18 protein-coding genes and 1 pseudogene are annotated in these 13,497 nt (G+C 74.2%); 9 read left to right on the plus strand and 10 right to left on the minus strand.

Annotated features, from left to right (window positions below; all coding sequences use genetic code 11):
- The 6 genes and pseudogenes from AC1DQF_RS18915 to AC1DQF_RS18940 form a co-directional block, all read right to left on the minus strand.
- A partial coding sequence (locus AC1DQF_RS18915) for a hypothetical protein (protein ID WP_477526776.1) occupies window positions 1-287 on the minus strand: 287 nt, incomplete at its 3' end.
- A gap of 39 nt (window positions 288-326) precedes the next feature.
- Complete coding sequence (locus AC1DQF_RS18920; RefSeq protein WP_477526777.1) at window positions 327-1,217, minus strand: DMT family transporter; 891 nt, start codon at window positions 1,215-1,217, stop codon at window positions 327-329.
- The gene (locus tag AC1DQF_RS18925) at window positions 1,214-2,101 is read right to left on the minus strand and encodes a deoxyribonuclease IV (protein WP_477526778.1); all 888 of its coding nucleotides are present in this window, start codon (window positions 2,099-2,101) and stop codon (window positions 1,214-1,216) included. The genes AC1DQF_RS18920 and AC1DQF_RS18925 overlap by 4 nt, the downstream gene beginning before the upstream one ends.
- 25 nt (window positions 2,102-2,126) lie before the next feature.
- On the minus strand, window positions 2,127-2,345 hold the full coding sequence (locus AC1DQF_RS18930; protein ID WP_477526793.1) for a PASTA domain-containing protein: 219 nt from the start codon (window positions 2,343-2,345) through the stop codon (window positions 2,127-2,129).
- Window positions 2,340-4,145, minus strand: a pseudogene (gene pknB / locus AC1DQF_RS18935) (Stk1 family PASTA domain-containing Ser/Thr kinase); the annotation flags it as partial. The pseudogene pknB and the gene AC1DQF_RS18930, both read right to left, overlap by 6 nt.
- A gap of 242 nt (window positions 4,146-4,387) precedes the next feature.
- Window positions 4,388-5,155, minus strand: coding sequence for a transglycosylase SLT domain-containing protein (locus tag AC1DQF_RS18940; RefSeq protein ID WP_477526779.1), 768 nt, complete (start codon window positions 5,153-5,155; stop codon window positions 4,388-4,390).
- 180 nt (window positions 5,156-5,335) lie between these two features.
- Here AC1DQF_RS18940 and AC1DQF_RS18945 point away from each other — a divergent pair, with 180 nt between their 5' ends.
- The 3 genes from AC1DQF_RS18945 to AC1DQF_RS18955 are packed head-to-tail and all read left to right on the plus strand — an operon-like array spanning window position 5,336 to window position 6,557.
- The gene (locus AC1DQF_RS18945) at window positions 5,336-5,707 is read left to right on the plus strand and encodes an Rv2175c family DNA-binding protein (protein WP_477526780.1); all 372 of its coding nucleotides are present in this window, start codon (window positions 5,336-5,338) and stop codon (window positions 5,705-5,707) included.
- A 20-nt stretch (window positions 5,708-5,727) separates the two neighbouring features.
- On the plus strand, window positions 5,728-6,129 hold the full coding sequence (locus AC1DQF_RS18950) for a guanyl-specific ribonuclease (protein ID WP_477526781.1): 402 nt from the start codon (window positions 5,728-5,730) through the stop codon (window positions 6,127-6,129).
- Window positions 6,126-6,557, plus strand: coding sequence for a barstar family protein (locus AC1DQF_RS18955; protein ID WP_477526782.1), 432 nt, complete (start codon window positions 6,126-6,128; stop codon window positions 6,555-6,557). The genes AC1DQF_RS18950 and AC1DQF_RS18955 overlap by 4 nt, the downstream gene beginning before the upstream one ends.
- Window positions 6,558-6,589: 32 nt before the next feature.
- On the opposite strand, the gene AC1DQF_RS18960 is transcribed toward AC1DQF_RS18955, so the two are convergent.
- A complete protein-coding gene (locus AC1DQF_RS18960; protein ID WP_477526783.1) occupies window positions 6,590-7,669 on the minus strand; it encodes a polyprenyl synthetase family protein in 1,080 nt (359 codons plus the stop codon).
- A gap of 62 nt (window positions 7,670-7,731) precedes the next feature.
- Here AC1DQF_RS18960 and metF point away from each other — a divergent pair, with 62 nt between their 5' ends.
- The gene (gene metF, locus AC1DQF_RS18965) at window positions 7,732-8,622 is read left to right on the plus strand and encodes a methylenetetrahydrofolate reductase [NAD(P)H] (RefSeq protein ID WP_477526784.1); all 891 of its coding nucleotides are present in this window, start codon (window positions 7,732-7,734) and stop codon (window positions 8,620-8,622) included.
- A gap of 39 nt (window positions 8,623-8,661) precedes the next feature.
- Window positions 8,662-9,264 carry an SIMPL domain-containing protein gene (locus AC1DQF_RS18970; protein ID WP_477526785.1) on the plus strand — a complete coding sequence of 201 codons (603 nt, stop codon included), beginning with the start codon at window positions 8,662-8,664 and terminating at the stop codon, window positions 9,262-9,264.
- A gap of 13 nt (window positions 9,265-9,277) precedes the next feature.
- Here the strand turns inward: AC1DQF_RS18970 and AC1DQF_RS18975 are convergent, their stop codons facing one another.
- From AC1DQF_RS18975 to AC1DQF_RS18985, 3 genes are all read right to left on the minus strand, one after another.
- Window positions 9,278-10,597: a phytoene desaturase family protein gene (locus AC1DQF_RS18975; protein WP_477526786.1), complete on the minus strand. Its 1,320-nt coding sequence runs from the start codon at window positions 10,595-10,597 to the stop codon at window positions 9,278-9,280.
- Window positions 10,598-10,677: 80 nt separating this feature from the next.
- Entirely contained in the window at window positions 10,678-11,265 is a 588-nt protein-coding gene (locus AC1DQF_RS18980; protein WP_477526787.1) for a DUF4126 domain-containing protein, read from the minus strand.
- Window positions 11,265-11,738 carry a YbaK/EbsC family protein gene (locus AC1DQF_RS18985; RefSeq protein ID WP_477526788.1) on the minus strand — a complete coding sequence of 158 codons (474 nt, stop codon included), beginning with the start codon at window positions 11,736-11,738 and terminating at the stop codon, window positions 11,265-11,267. Before AC1DQF_RS18985 ends, AC1DQF_RS18980 begins: the two co-directional genes overlap by 1 nt.
- A gap of 57 nt (window positions 11,739-11,795) precedes the next feature.
- Here AC1DQF_RS18985 and AC1DQF_RS18990 point away from each other — a divergent pair, with 57 nt between their 5' ends.
- From AC1DQF_RS18990 to AC1DQF_RS19005, 4 genes are all read left to right on the plus strand, one after another.
- The gene (locus tag AC1DQF_RS18990; protein ID WP_477526789.1) at window positions 11,796-12,251 is read left to right on the plus strand and encodes a hypothetical protein; all 456 of its coding nucleotides are present in this window, start codon (window positions 11,796-11,798) and stop codon (window positions 12,249-12,251) included.
- Between the two features lie 178 nt (window positions 12,252-12,429).
- The gene (locus tag AC1DQF_RS18995; protein ID WP_477526790.1) at window positions 12,430-12,783 is read left to right on the plus strand and encodes a DUF6504 family protein; all 354 of its coding nucleotides are present in this window, start codon (window positions 12,430-12,432) and stop codon (window positions 12,781-12,783) included.
- Window positions 12,784-12,793: 10 nt separating this feature from the next.
- On the plus strand, window positions 12,794-13,282 hold the full coding sequence (locus AC1DQF_RS19000; RefSeq protein ID WP_477526791.1) for an SAV_6107 family HEPN domain-containing protein: 489 nt from the start codon (window positions 12,794-12,796) through the stop codon (window positions 13,280-13,282).
- A partial coding sequence (locus AC1DQF_RS19005) for a PHP domain-containing protein (protein WP_477526792.1) occupies window positions 13,272-13,497 on the plus strand: 226 nt, incomplete at its 3' end. The genes AC1DQF_RS19000 and AC1DQF_RS19005, both read left to right, overlap by 11 nt.

The raw sequence follows: 13,497 nt of genomic DNA on the forward strand, positions 1-13,497 counted from the left end.
CCGGTGGCCGGGTCGCTGCGGGTGCCTGCGGACTCCGGCGGGTCGTCGTCGCCGCCGAGGCAGGAGGCGAGCACCACGACGAGGACCAGGACCACGACGGCACCGATCACGGCGAGCAGCCACGGTGGCCGCTGCTCCACGGGGGAGCGGTCGGTCGTCCCGGCGGGCGCGTCCTCGAGGCGGGGGAGCACCTCGGACTCGGGGACGGGCTGGCCGATCGGGTGCCCGCAGTTGGTGCAGAAGCGGCCCACCCCGAGCTCATGGCCGCACCGTGCACAGGTGCTCATGGGCACGACCCTAGGCGGTGGCGCAAGGCGGCGCCCGGGCTAGACGGCGATGTGGGAGACCTCGGCCTCGACCCTGCGTCGCGGCACCAGCTCCACGACCAGCATCGCGGTGAGCACCATCAGGCCGCCGACGATGAGCCGGGGGGTGACGCCCTCCCCACCGAGCCACACGGCGAACGACGCCGCAAAGACCGGTTCCATGCTCATGATGATCGCGCTGCGGGTGGGCGGCAGGTGCGCCTGCGCCCAGGTCTGGCCCAGCATCGCGAGCGCGCCGGCGAAGACCGCCATGTAGACCACCGACAGCCAGTCCCGACCCGTGGACGGCAGCACGATCCCGTCGGGGATCGTCGCCACCAGGCACACCAGGGTGATCACCATGATCTGCAGGATCGACATGCCCACGGCGTCCCGCGGCGTCGACCAGGCACCCAGCCCGACGATGTGCAGCGCGTAGAGGACGGCCGACACCAGCGTGACCGCCTCGCCGTACCCGAGGCTCAGGCCGCTCAGGGTCAGGACGCCCAGGCCGGCGGTCGCGAGCACCACGGCCGCCCAGGTCACCGCCGTGATCCGGGTGTGCAGGATCGCCGCTGCGAGCACGGGGGTCAGGACGACGTACATCCCGGTGATGAAGCCGCTGACGCTGGCCGGGGTGTGGGCGAGCCCGCCCGTCTGGAGGATCTGCGCGACGCCGTACAGCACGCCCAGGACCACCGCGTGGCGGCGTACGGCGGGGGAGAGCCGCGCGAGCGCGCGCGGCGCCACGAGCAGCATGAAGGCGCTCGCGATCGCGAACCGCACGGCCAGGAAGTCCAGCGTCGGCACCCGCTCCAGCAGGTCCTTGATGAGGAAGAACGTCGAGCCCCAGGTCGCCGTCATGGCGAGCAGGGCCAGGGACGCGAGCAGGGAGGTACGCCGCTCGCTCACGTCGCCGCCTCCGCCCGCAGCCGTCGCAGCACCTCGAGGTCCGGGTTGCCCGCGTCGCGCGAGCCCGGCGTCTCCAGGATGAACGGCACCCCCTCGGTCGCCGGGTGGGCGAACAGCTCGCGGAACGCGTCGGTGCCGATGTGCCCCTCACCGATCCGCTGGTGCCGGTCCTTGGAGGCGCCGCGCACGTCCATCGAGTCGTTGGCGTGGATCAGGCGCAGCCGCCCGGCCCCGCCGATCTCCACGATCCGGTCGACCGTCGCGGTCGCCCCGCCGGGCTCGTCGAGCGGAGCGCCGGCGGCGAAGACGTGGCAGGTGTCCAGGCAGATCCCGGCCCGGGGGTGGAGGTCGAGGGCGGCGAGGTAGGGCTCGAGGTCGTCGACGCCCGCGCACAGCGACCGGCCCTGCCCGGCGGTCGGCTCCAGCAGCAGCCACGGGGCGTCCTCGCCGTCGAGCGCCTCCAGCACCGGCAGCAGCCCCTCCCGCACCCGTCGCATCGCGGCGTCGTGCTGCTCCCGCGATCCGGTGGGGTCGACGTACGAGCCGGTGTGGACGACCACCCCCTCGGCGCCGATCTCGACCGCGCGGCGCAGGGTGTGGGCCACGACGCCCACCGAGCGCTCCCAGGTCTGCGGGGTGGGGGAGCCGAGGTTGACGAGGTACGGCGCGTGGATGAAGGCCCGCAGGCCGCGCCGCGCACACTCCTCGCGGAAGCGCTCGTCCTCCGCGGGCCGGCCCGGGGAGTGCGCCCAGCCGCGCGGGTTGCCGGTGAAGACCTGGAGGGTCTCGTAGCCGACGTCCGCCACCTGGGCGAGGGCTCCTGCGACGAGCCCCTTGCCGACCGTCACGTGGGTGCCGATCGGGTTGCGGGTCGCCGGGTCCATGGCAGCACCCTAGGGAGGGGGACGGTCAGACCAGGGAGAGGGTGATCGTGCTGCCGATCGGGACCATCGCGCCGGCCCCCGGGTCGGTGCTGGCGACGAAGCCGAGCCCGAGGTACAGGTCCGACCTCCGCTCGTCGACCTCGAAGCCGAGCGCCTCCAACCGGTCGGTGGCGGCCTCGACTCCCATCGCCTTCACCTGGGGGACCTCGACCAGCTCGGGCCCCCGGGAGACGACGAGCTGCACGGTGTCGCCCTTGTAGAGCGGCCCGGCGGTCGGGTTCTGCGAGATCACGTCGCCCTCGTCGACCGTGTCGCTGTACTCCTCGCCGGCGACCTCGACGACCAGCTTGCGCCTCTCGAGGGCGGTGGTCGCCTGCTCGGCGTCCTCGCCGGTCCAGTCCTTGATGTCGATAGGGCGCCGGCCCTTGCTGAGCACCAGGTCGACGGGCGCGTCGGGCTTGAGGATCTTGCCGGTGGCGGGCGCCGACCTGATCACCTGACCTGCCGGCACCGAGTCCGAGAACTTCTCCCTGCTCTCCCCGAAGGCCAGGTTGCCCTGGTCGAGGGCGTCCTGGGCCTCGTCCTCGGTCAGCCCGGCCAGGGCCGGCACCTCGTAGCGCTCCGGTCCCAGGGACATGACCAGGGTGACCGTGCCGCCGTCGAGCACCCGGTCCCCGGGCTCCGGGTCGGTGCCGAGCACCAGCCCCGCCTCCACGGTCTCGGAGTAGCGGGGATCGCCCTCCTCGGCGTCGAGTCCGGCCTTGTCGAGCTCGGCGGCGGCCGTGGCCGCGTCGACGCCGAGCACCCCGGGGGTGACGGTGTAGCGCTCCCACCCCAACCACCACGCCCCGCCGCCGAGGGCGGCGACGAGCAGCACGGTGAGCAGCAGCGCGAGGGGTCCCTTGACCGACCTCGAGCGCGCCGTCGTCACCACCGGCGCGGGCACGCTGGGCTGGCGGGACGGCCGACGGCCGGCGGGCCTCCGGGGCGGCGGACCGCCCGCCGCCGCCGTCTTCACGGTGCTGCGGTCGAAGACCGTCGTGTGGTGGCGGTCCTCGACGATCTCCGCCCGCGGGTCGCCCGGCGGGGGCTGGAGGCGGGCGCTGAGGTTGGCCATCTCGACCGGGTCGAACGGCTCGGGCGTGGTGTCCTCGTCGGTCTCCGCGTCCATGCTGTCGTCGACGTACGGCGCCACGGGCGCCAGGTCGGCGGTCAGCTCGGGGTCGTCGGTGACGCCCTCGCGCAGGGCCTGGGTGACGCGGTGGATCTGGTGCAGCAGCACGCCGGCGTCCGCGGGGCGCTGGGTGCGGTCGCGACTGGTGGCGCGGGCGGTGAGCGCGTCGACGTACGCCGGGAGGTCCGGCTGGAGCGCCGACGGTGCGGGGACGTCCTCGTGGACGTGCCGGTAGGCGACCTGGATGGGGCTCTCGCCCTCGTGCGGCTTGCGGCCGGTGAGCAGCTCGTAGAGGACGACGCCGGCGGCGTACACGTCGGCGCGCGCGTCGGCCCGGCCGTCGACGACGAGCTCGGGAGCCAGGTAGGACACCGTCCCGATGAGGACGCCGCCGGTGGCCGTGTGCTGGGTGTCCGCGCTGACGGCCTTGGCCAGTCCGAAGTCGGCGACCTTGACCCCACCGCCGTGGGCCTCGTCGGCGATGAGGACGTTCTCCGGCTTGACGTCGCGGTGGATGAGCCCGGCCCGGTGGGCCGCGGCCAGCGCCGACACGACCGGCTCGAGGAGTGCCAGCGCCCGCAGCGGCGCCATCGGCGACTCCTTGCGGATCACGTCGCGCAGGGTGTGCCCGGGCACGTACTCCATGGCCAGGAAGACCGTGCCGTCGTCATCGCCCTGGTCGTAGACCCCCACGACGTGGGGGTGGTTGAGCCGGGCGGCCGCGCGGGCCTCGCGCACGAAGCGCTGCGCGAAGTCGTCGTCGTCGCCGAGGCCGGGGTGCATCACCTTGACGGCGACGGTCCGGTCCAGGCGGATGTCGGTGGCCTCGTACACGCTGGCCATGCCACCGCGGGCGATGCGTCCCCCGATCCGGTAGCGACGGTCGAGGAGGCGGYCGACGAGGGCATCGGTGCTGGTGCGCCTCTCGGCAGCACCGCGCGCCGGGCCGCGACCGGACCCGGTCGGCTCGTCGCGTGGCTCCACAGCTCGACCTCCATCACCGGACGGGGAAGGATCCGGAGGCCCCATCGTACGAATCGCGCGCCCCGACACCGCCCCGGCGCCTCGCCCCGGCGTGGCGTGGCTGCGTCCTGCCCGCTCCGGTACGCCGCTCAGGCCGGCGGCCGACCGGCCTCGAGGCGCTCCTTGATGGCGAGCACGTTGGCGACGTAGGCCTTGGTCTCGCCGTACAGCCCGTGCTCCTGCAGCGCGCCGAGCCCCTGGTAGTAGGCGCCGACCTGGTGCCGGCGGTTGCGGGTGTGGTCGTCGAGGACGCCGAGCAGCAGCACCCCGGCGGTGGCGTTGTCCTTGAGGACCCTCAGGCGCAGGTCGCGACCGGCGTACTGCTCCATCCAGCGACCGGTGCCGGGCAGCACCTGCATCGCGCCGACGGCCCCGGCGCTGGAGACACGGTGCATCTGCCAGCCGGACTCCTGCCAGCCGATGGCGAGCGCGAGCTGCGGGTCCACCCCGCGGTACTTCGCTGCGCGGGTGATGGTGCGGCGTACCCGGTCGCGCGACGGGTGGCCGGCCGACGAGCCCGACGAGCCCCCGGTGCCGCCCGTGCCCCCGTGCTGGTGCTTGCCCTTGTCGCGGTCCTTGTCCCGGTCCTTGTCCCGCGCCCTCGTGACCACCGGGATCTCGATCCGTTGGCCGACGCGCAGCCGCCCGGAGGCGTCGAGGTGGTTGTGGGAGATCAGCTCGGCGGTCCAGGCGTGGAAGCGGACGGCCAGCCCGGTGGCGGTGTCGCCGGCCTTGACGGTGTAGGTCTTCAGGTGGCGGCCATCGGGCAGCCGCTCGTGGTCGGCGGCTGCCGGCGAGAGCGGCGCGAGCATCAGGGCCGCCGCGGCAGCGGTGGCCGCGATCAGGGGTCGTCGCACGACGGTTCTCCTCGTCCTCGCTGCGTCGCCCGGACTCATCGGAGACCGAGGGGAAGGCGTCGCGGCGAGCGTTCGACGGTACGCACCGGGACCCGGTCCAGACCAGCCGGGCCCGGGCCGGGCGTGTCGCCGGGGGGCGTGAATCGGCCCCGGGAGCCCCCGCGTGGAAAACTGCGTCCCATGAGCGACGTACCCCTGTCCGAGGCCGATCTGGCTGCCCTCGTCCCCACCTGGCTCACCTGGGACGAGGTCGGCGATGCCCTCGGTGTCACCCCCGCCAAGGTGCGCACGATGATCAAGGACCACGAGCTGGCCGGGGCCGTGTCCAGCCCCGGGGCCGGCCCCCGGGTGCCGGCCGACTTCATCCAGGACGGCCTCGTGGTCAAGGGTCTGCCCGGGCTGCTGACGCTGCTGCACGACCGTCACTTCGACGACCGCGAGTGCATCGCCTGGATCTTCACCGACGACGACCTCCCGGGCCGTCCCATCGACGCCCTGCGGGAGAACCGGGGCTCCGAGGTCAAGCGTCGCGCCCAGGTCCTCGGCTTCTGACGCGGGTAGCCTGACCGGCCATGCGGACAGGGCAGCGGAACGCGCTCGGGCTGCTGCTCGCGCTCCTCGTCGCCGTCGTCGTGTGGTGGACCCAGGGGAGCGGGAGCACCCCCGGGGCCGACCCACCGGCCGATGACGCGAGCGGGCTGTCGCAGGTGCGGCTGGTCGACCTGCCGCCCGAGGCGGCCGACACCGTCGAGCTGATCGACGCCGGCGGACCGTTCCCCGAGGACGAGGACGGCGGCACCTTCGGCAACCGGGAGGAGCTCCTCCCGGACCAACCGCAGGGCTACTACACCGAGTACACCGTGCCCACACCCGGCTCCGAGGACCGCGGCGCGCGCCGCATCGTGGCCGGCCGGGACGGCGAGCTCTACTGGACCGGGGACCACTACGCGTCCTTCGAGAGGATCGTGCGATGAGCGGACTCGCGGCGTTGCTGGCCGGCCGGGTGGACCCCGGCACCTACCTGTGGCACGGCACGTTCGACGTCGACGACGTACGCCGCACCGTCGAGCACGCCGGCTGGGCCCTGGGTCACGTGGACGGCTGGGTCGAGGACGGCAAGGCCGACTTCCTCGCAGCGGTGGGGCAGGCGCTCGCCTTCCCCGACTGGTACGGCCAGAACTTCGACGCCCTCGCCGACTGCCTGCACGACATCGGGGCCGGTGCCGAAGGCGTGGTGCTGCTGTGGGACGGCTGGGCGACGCTCGCGCGGGGCGACGAGAAGGCGTTCGACATCGCGCTCACCGTCCTGGGGTCGCGGGTGCACGCCGATCGTGGTGTGCCGTTCGCCGTGCTCCTGCGGGGCGAGGGGCCCGAGGTGGCCGGGCTGCCCAGCCTGGACTGAGCCCGGTCGGAGGCGTCGGGTCCGAGAGTCCGTCAGACGGTGCGCTGGGTCGCAGCGGCGGCCAGCTCGCGCAGGACGCCCCGGGCCGCGTCGTCCACGGTGGGGGTCTCCAGCGCCGCGACCGCCCGGTCGGCCAGGGCCGCGATGACCTCCTCGACCTGCGCGTGCGCGCCGGAGCGGTCGATGATGTCGCGCAGCTCGGCCACCGCGGCCTCGTCGAGGCTGGTGCCGAGCGCGGCGTCGAGGCGCCCGGCGCCGTCGCGGTCGGTGCCGTCGAGGGCCAGGGCGACCAGCACGGTGCGCTTGCCCTCCACGAGGTCGTCGCCGGCCGGCTTGCCCGTCGTCGCGGGGTCGCCGTACACCCCGAGCAGGTCGTCGCGGAGCTGGAACGCCTCGCCGAGCGGCAGCCCGAACCTGCTCAGCTCCTCCAGCTGCGCGGGCGTCGCACCGGCCAGCGCGGCCCCGATGTGCAGCGGTCGCTCGATGGAGTACTTGGCGGACTTGTAGCGCAGCACCGTCATCGCGGTGTCGACGTCCGCGCGCCCGCGGGCCTGCACGGACACGTCGAGGAACTGACCGGCGATCACCTCGGTACGGCACAGGTCGAAGACCTCGAGGGCCGGTACGACGCTCGCCAGCGGCAGCCCGCAGCGGCGCAGCAGCTCCTCGGACCACCCCAGGAGCAGGTCGCCGAGCAGGATCGCGGCCGCGGCGCCGTACTGGTCGGCGCGTCCGCGCCACCCGGCCCCGCGGTGCTCTGCCTCGAAGGCCCGGTGGGTCGCCGGTCGCCCGCGCCGGGTGTCGGAGGCGTCCATGTAGTCGTCGTGCACGAGGGCGCTCGCGTGCAGCAGCTCGAGCGCGGCGCAGGCGCGGGCCAGCGCGTCCTCGTCAGCGACGTCGGGGTGGATGGCGCGATAGCCCCAGTAGCAGAACGCGGCCCGGAAGCGCTTCCCGCCGCGGACGCTGGTGCGCGCCTCCGCGATGAGCCGCGCGGCGTCGTCGCCCAGGGGCGAGAGGGTCTTCGCCTGCTCGTCGAGGAAGGCGTCGAGCACCGTCTGGATCCGGTCGCGGAAGTCGGCGGGGTCCCACTGGGTGCTCACCGGGCTGGTCACTCCGGGAGCCTAACCAGTGGACGGATGCGGTCCCGCGCCCCCTCGGTACCTAGGGTTGGAGCATGACCCAGGGACGCGGACGGAGCATGCGGGAGCGCATCGAGGGCGGCGAGCGCTCGTTCTCCTTCGAGTTCTTCCCGCCCAAGGACGCGGAGGGCGAGGAGCAGCTCTGGCGGGCCATCACCGAGCTCGAGCCCTACGACCCCACCTTCGTCTCCGTGACGTACGGCGCCGGCGGCACCTCGCGCGACACCACGGTCCGCATCACCGGACGGATCGCCCGCGAGACGTCGCTCGTGCCGGTCGGCCACCTCACGTGCGTGGGCCACACCCGCGAGGAGCTCGAGTCGATCCTGGACAGCTACGCCGCGGCGGGTGTCGCCAACGTGCTCGCCCTGCGCGGCGACCCCCAGGACGGGCCGCGGGCCGACTGGGTGCCCACCGAGGGCGGTCTCACCCACGCCAGCGAGCTGGTCGCGCTGGCGAGCCGCCGGGGCGACTTCGCGGTCGCGGTCGCGGCCTTCTCGCTCGGCCACCCGTCGGCTGAGTCCCTGGAGCAGGACGCGCGCGTGCTGCTCGCCAAGCAGGAGGCCGGTGCCGAGTTCGCGATCACCGACATGGTCTTCTCCGCCGACGACTACGCCGGCCTGCTCGAGCGCTCGGGCGCCGTGGGCGTGGACATCCCGGTGCTCCCCGGGATCATGCCGATCCTCAACCTGCGCCAGGTCTCGCGGATGGCCGAGCTCTCGGGCCACCCCGTGCCCGAGGCGGTGCACAGTCGCCTCGCGCCGTACGAGGACGACCCGGCCGGGYTGCGCGCCGAGGGGATCGCGATGGCGGCCGAGCTGTGCGAGGCGCTGCTCGCCGCAGGGGCCCCGGGGCTGCACTTCTACACGCTCAACCGGTCCAAGGCGACGCGGGAGATCTTCTCCGCGTTGCGCATCACCGTCTGACCGGAGACCCACCACCGCTGAGGTCGCTACGGTGCACCCATGACCGTCCTCCGCACCGTCACCGTGACCGGACACGGTGTCGCCTCCGTCGTCCCCGACTCGGCCGTGGTCCGCGTCGCCACCGTCCATCGTGCCGCCGGCGTGGCCGGCGCGCTGTCCGGGGTGTCGGCGTCGGCCGACCGGGCCGGCGAGGTGGCCCGCGAGCATGACCTGGTGCCCGGGTCGACGGGTCTCAGCGTCTGGCCCTGGCACGACCAGCAGGGGCGCCCCGCGGGCTTCGAGGCGCGGCACTCGCTGGCGATCCGCTGCACCTCGGTGGAGCAGGCGGGTGACCTGGTGACGGCGCTCGCGGACGCGGTCGGCGACGCCCTGGTGGTCGACGGCGTCTCGCTGGACGTCAGCGACCCCACGGGTGCGCGCTCGACGGCGGCCGAGGCCGCCTGGGACGACGCCCGGGCGCACGCCGCCCACCTGGCCGCCCTCGCCGGGGCGGACCTCGGGGACGTGGTGGCCATCGTCGAGGGACTGCCGACGGGGGCCGGGGGACCCGCACCGGTGGCCCTGAAGGCGGCGGGGGCCGGGCTGGAGCCGGGCGAGACGGCGGTGCAGGGCGCCGTGACCGTCACCTGGACGCTCGTCTGAGGGACTCCCGGGCTCAGGCCGGGCCGATGGCCTGGTCGACGAGCGCGGCCGAGAGCCCCACGAACGGCAGCCCGGAGCCGGGGGTGGCGTGCGCCCCCGCGGCGTACACGCCCGGCACCGGCGTCGTCGGGCCGAGCCGCGACCGGACCGTCGCCCGGCCCTGCCACAGCACGCCGAGCGGCGATCCGCCCCAGTCGTCGACGAGGTCGCGCGGCGACCGGTCGACCCGTACGACGACCCGGTCGCGCACGTCGATCCGGTGCCGCGCGAGCGCCCGGAGGATGTCCTCGGCGAGCCGGCCACGGCCGTGGACGGTCCAGGCGGCGGCGCCCTCGGGTGCCCGGCCGCCGGTGCGGACGACCAGCATCGGGTCGCCGTGCAGGACGACCTCGTGCGGCAGGTCGGGCAGGGTGTGGGCGTCCGCGAGGCCGAGGTGGCAGACGACCGGCGGGATCGCCGGCATGGTGCGCTCGACGTACCGGGCGAGGGTCGGCAGCCGGCGCGGGTCGACGGCGCAGACGACGCGGTCGGCGTCCAGCTCGCCGGCCGACGTGGTGACGGCCGCCACCCGGCCCTCGCGCAGGACGACGTCGTGGGCGGTCGTGGTGGTCAGCACGGTGACGCCGCGGGTGCCGAGGCGCTCGGCGAGGACCGTGCCGAGCGTGGCCATGCCCCCCGGGACGGTCCACGCGCCGAAGCGCTGCTCGACGTAGGCCAGCACGCCCAGCCAGGCCGGCACGTTGCGCAGGTCGTGGCCGTCGGCGACGAACGGGTGTCCGGCCACCAGCCGGAGCCGCTCGTCACGGAACGTTCGCCGCAGCCGCCGGTGCAGGACCTCGCGGCCGGTCAGCAGGTCGGTGAGGGCCTTCGGGGCCAGCGTGGGGTCCCACGGCCGTTCGAGGTAGTCGCGGCGCAGCAGGTCCCAGGTGTCGGAGTAGGACGCGACGTGGCCGACCCACTGCTCGCCGAGGCCCGCCCCGAGCTCGTCGAAGGCCGCCAGCTGGGCCGCGCGCGAGCCCCCCGGCAGCCGCAGGACCGACCCGTCGTCGAAGCGGTGCTCCCGGACCAGGTCCCGGGCCACCAGGTCGACGCCACCCGGCTCGCGCTCCAGCGGGCGCCCGGTCTTGCGGAAGAGGTCGCGCAGGACGGCGGGGAGCAGGGTCGAGGTGGGTCCGGCGTCCCACCCGAAGCCCTGGTCGGTGGAGACCGTCGACAGTGCGCCACCCAGCGCGGGCGACCGCTCGACGAGGGTCACCTCGTGGCCGAGCCGGGCCAGCCGGGCGGCCGACGCGAGGCCGCCGAACCCGCCACCCACCACCACCACGCGCGCCATGGCGAGCACCCTAGGGCCCGTGACCCCCCGCCCCGCGCTGGGCTCGGCCTCGCGGCGTACGGCGTCCCGCTCGTCGCGGCCTAGCCCTGGAGGACGGGTTCGCGCCGCTTCCACCGGCGCCAGCCGCGCCGCACGAACCGGCCGAGGACGACGAGGGCCATGAGGCCCACGGCCAGCAGCACCGCGGCGATCGCCGCGGCGGCCTGGGGGTGCTCGATCGCGACCCACACGACCCCGAGGACGGTGAGGTCCTCGGCGACGCTGGCGGTGACGTTGGTGACGGGTTCGGGGGAGGAGTTGATGGCGAGCCGGCTCCCGGCCTTGACCAGGTGCGAGAGCAGCGCGGTGCCGCCGCCGACGACCCCGAGGACCGCCTGGTCCAGCGACGTCGCGTCGCCGGCGAGCAGGACGCCGATCACGGCACCCACCGTGGGCCGGATCGCGGTCGAGACCGCGTCCCAGGTGGAGTCGAGGTAGGGGATCTTGTCGGCGACGAACTCGAGGGTGAACATGATCCCGGCCGCCGCGAGCACGTCCCAGCGGGCCAGCACGTCGGGGATGTCGGCGACGTGGCCCACCCGGTCGGCGATGCCGAGCACCATCACGACGAGGTAGGCGTTGATGCCGCTCGCCCAGCCTCCCGTGAAGGCCAGCGAGAGGGAGTCCATCACGCCACCGCGATCTCGGTGGCGCCGGTCATCGCGACCAGCTCGTCGAAGGTGGTGGAGAAGACGGCGGCGGGGTGGCCGGCGGCGGCCCACACGACGTCGTACGCGCGCAGGTCCGTGTCGATCCAGGTGCCCACGGGCGTGGGGTGGTCGAAGGGGGAGACGCCGCCGATGACCTGGCCGGTGTGCCGTCGGACGAAGTCCGGCGTGGCCCGCGCGAGGGCCGGCACGCCGACCGTGGCGGCGGCCTTGCCCACGTCGACCCGGTGCGCGCCCGAGGTGAGGAGCAGGACGGGCACCCCGCCCGCGTCGAAGAGGAGGCTGTTGGCGATCGCGCCGACCTCGCAGCCGAGCGCCTCCGCGGCGAGTGCCGCCGTGTGGACCGCATCGGGCAGGATGACCACGTCACCGGTGCCGCCGCGCCGGGTCAGCTCGTCTCGAAAACTGATGACCGACGGATGCTCGCTCGCCATGCCGGGAGCCTAGCCACCGTTCGACTCCTGAGGGGAACAGTCTTGTTGCGTCGCCAGGTGCCCACGTCCGTCGAGCGTGCAGTGCAGGTGCTCATCGCCATCGTGCTCGTCAGCGCGGTCACCGCGCTGCTGACGTGGGTACAGCTCGACGAGGTGATCCTCTCGTGGGCCAAGGGCAACCCGTCCGCACAGGAGATCCTGGCGTCCGGGGGGATCGACGCGCTGCGGGAGAGCGCCATCGTGCCCAAGTTCGTGCCGCTCGCAGTGGTGTCGCTGGTGGTCTTCCTGCTGCTGGCGACCGTGCTCGCGGCCTTCCTGGTCGACGGGCACGGCTGGGCGCGACTGGTCCTCACGCTGATGGCGTTCTTCGGGGTGCTCGTGGCCGCGCTGGGCCTGCTCAACCACCTGCCGGTCCTGTTCGTCGGCCTCTCGGCGCTGTCGATGCTGCTGTACGCCGTGCTGGTGTTCTTCCTCTGGCGCCGGGACACCAGCGCCTACCTGCGCGCGCACTGAGGGTCTCGCACCCTCTCCTCTCCTTCTCGTCGCGATCGCCTCTTGACCCGCTGTCGGTGGGTCCGTGTACCTTGGTCCTTGTTCGAACATCTGTTCGGACTGGCCTCGGTGGCGGTGACCTCGACCCCCATCGTCACCGAGGCCGGTGGCGGGGTCGACGAGTGGTGAGGAGGCACGCATGAGGCTGTACGACGACCCCGTCGAGGTGCGACGGGGAGAGACCGAGGGGCCCGAGCAGTTCCTGTGGCGCGGTCGGTTGTGGAAGGTCCGCGAGGTGCTGGCCCACTGGGTGGAGACGGCTCCGTGGTGGCAGTCCTCCGGGGCCCGGGCCGTGATCGGCTCCGACGACGCCGGCGCCACCCTGACTGCGAGCCCGCCGACGGCCGGCGCCGACCTGCTGGTCGAGCGTGAGCTGTGGCGCGTGGAGGCCGGTCGTGGCTCCGGGGCGACCGGATCCGAGCGGTCCGGCGTCTTCGACCTGTCCTTCTCGTGGGCCGACGGCAGCTGGCAGCTCGTCGGCTGCGCGGACTGAGGTGGACGAGATGACCCGAGCAACGGCCCCGACCCTCAACCCGCACCTGCTGCCGGCGACCACCCACGCCTACCTCGCCCGCGCGGCCGAGTCCCTGCAGGAGTCGATCGCGGCACGCGACGTGCCCACCCGTTACGCCTGCGCCCACGTGGCCGCCCTGCGAGCGGCCGCTGCGCTGCTGGCCGCACGGGCCCACCCGGCTCCCCGGGCCCGTCGGCAGAAGAACGCCTGGGTCCTGCTGACCGAGGTGGCCCCCGAGCTGGAGGAGTGGGCCCGGTTCTTCGCCGCCGGCGCGAGCAAGCGCGCCGCAGCCGAGGCCGGCTCGACCCGGGCGGTGACCGAGCGCGAGGCCGACGACCTGGTCCGCGACTCCGACCGCTTCCTGGCCGTCATCGAGCAGGCGCTGGGGCTGGTGCCCCACGCGCCGGCGGTCGCCAGCCACACGTCCGGGCACAGCAGCTTCGGACACGGCGGCTTCGGACACAGCGGTGTCGCCTGACCCGTTCGTCCATCTCCACGTGGCCTCCGGCTACTCCCTGCAGTACGGCGCCTCGCACCCGCACGTCCTCGTCGAGCGCGCCGTGGAGCACGAGATGGACGCGCTCGCGCTCACCGACCGCGACGGCACCTACGGCGCGGTCAAGTTCGTCCAGGCCTGCCAGCAGGCGGGGATCCGGCCGGTCCTGGGTGTCGACCTGGCGGTCGCTTCCGCCG

This window comes from Nocardioides sp. P4_G4, assembly GCF_056401085.1.

Coding starts and splice junctions, on each gene's coding strand:
- AC1DQF_RS18925 (WP_477526778.1), bottom strand. CDS start 2,101: ATGGACCCGGCGACCCGCAACCCGATCGGCACCCACGTGACGGTCGGC.
- AC1DQF_RS18945 (WP_477526780.1), top strand. CDS start 5,336: ATGAGCGACGTACCCCTGTCCGAGGCCGATCTGGCTGCCCTCGTCCCC.
- AC1DQF_RS18950 (WP_477526781.1), top strand. CDS start 5,728: ATGCGGACAGGGCAGCGGAACGCGCTCGGGCTGCTGCTCGCGCTCCTC.
- AC1DQF_RS18955 (WP_477526782.1), top strand. CDS start 6,126: ATGAGCGGACTCGCGGCGTTGCTGGCCGGCCGGGTGGACCCCGGCACC.
- AC1DQF_RS18970 (WP_477526785.1), top strand. CDS start 8,662: ATGACCGTCCTCCGCACCGTCACCGTGACCGGACACGGTGTCGCCTCC.
- AC1DQF_RS18975 (WP_477526786.1), bottom strand. CDS start 10,597: ATGGCGCGCGTGGTGGTGGTGGGTGGCGGGTTCGGCGGCCTCGCGTCG.
- AC1DQF_RS18980 (WP_477526787.1), bottom strand. CDS start 11,265: ATGGACTCCCTCTCGCTGGCCTTCACGGGAGGCTGGGCGAGCGGCATC.
- AC1DQF_RS18985 (WP_477526788.1), bottom strand. CDS start 11,738: ATGGCGAGCGAGCATCCGTCGGTCATCAGTTTTCGAGACGAGCTGACC.
- AC1DQF_RS18995 (WP_477526790.1), top strand. CDS start 12,430: ATGAGGCTGTACGACGACCCCGTCGAGGTGCGACGGGGAGAGACCGAG.
- AC1DQF_RS19000 (WP_477526791.1), top strand. CDS start 12,794: ATGACCCGAGCAACGGCCCCGACCCTCAACCCGCACCTGCTGCCGGCG.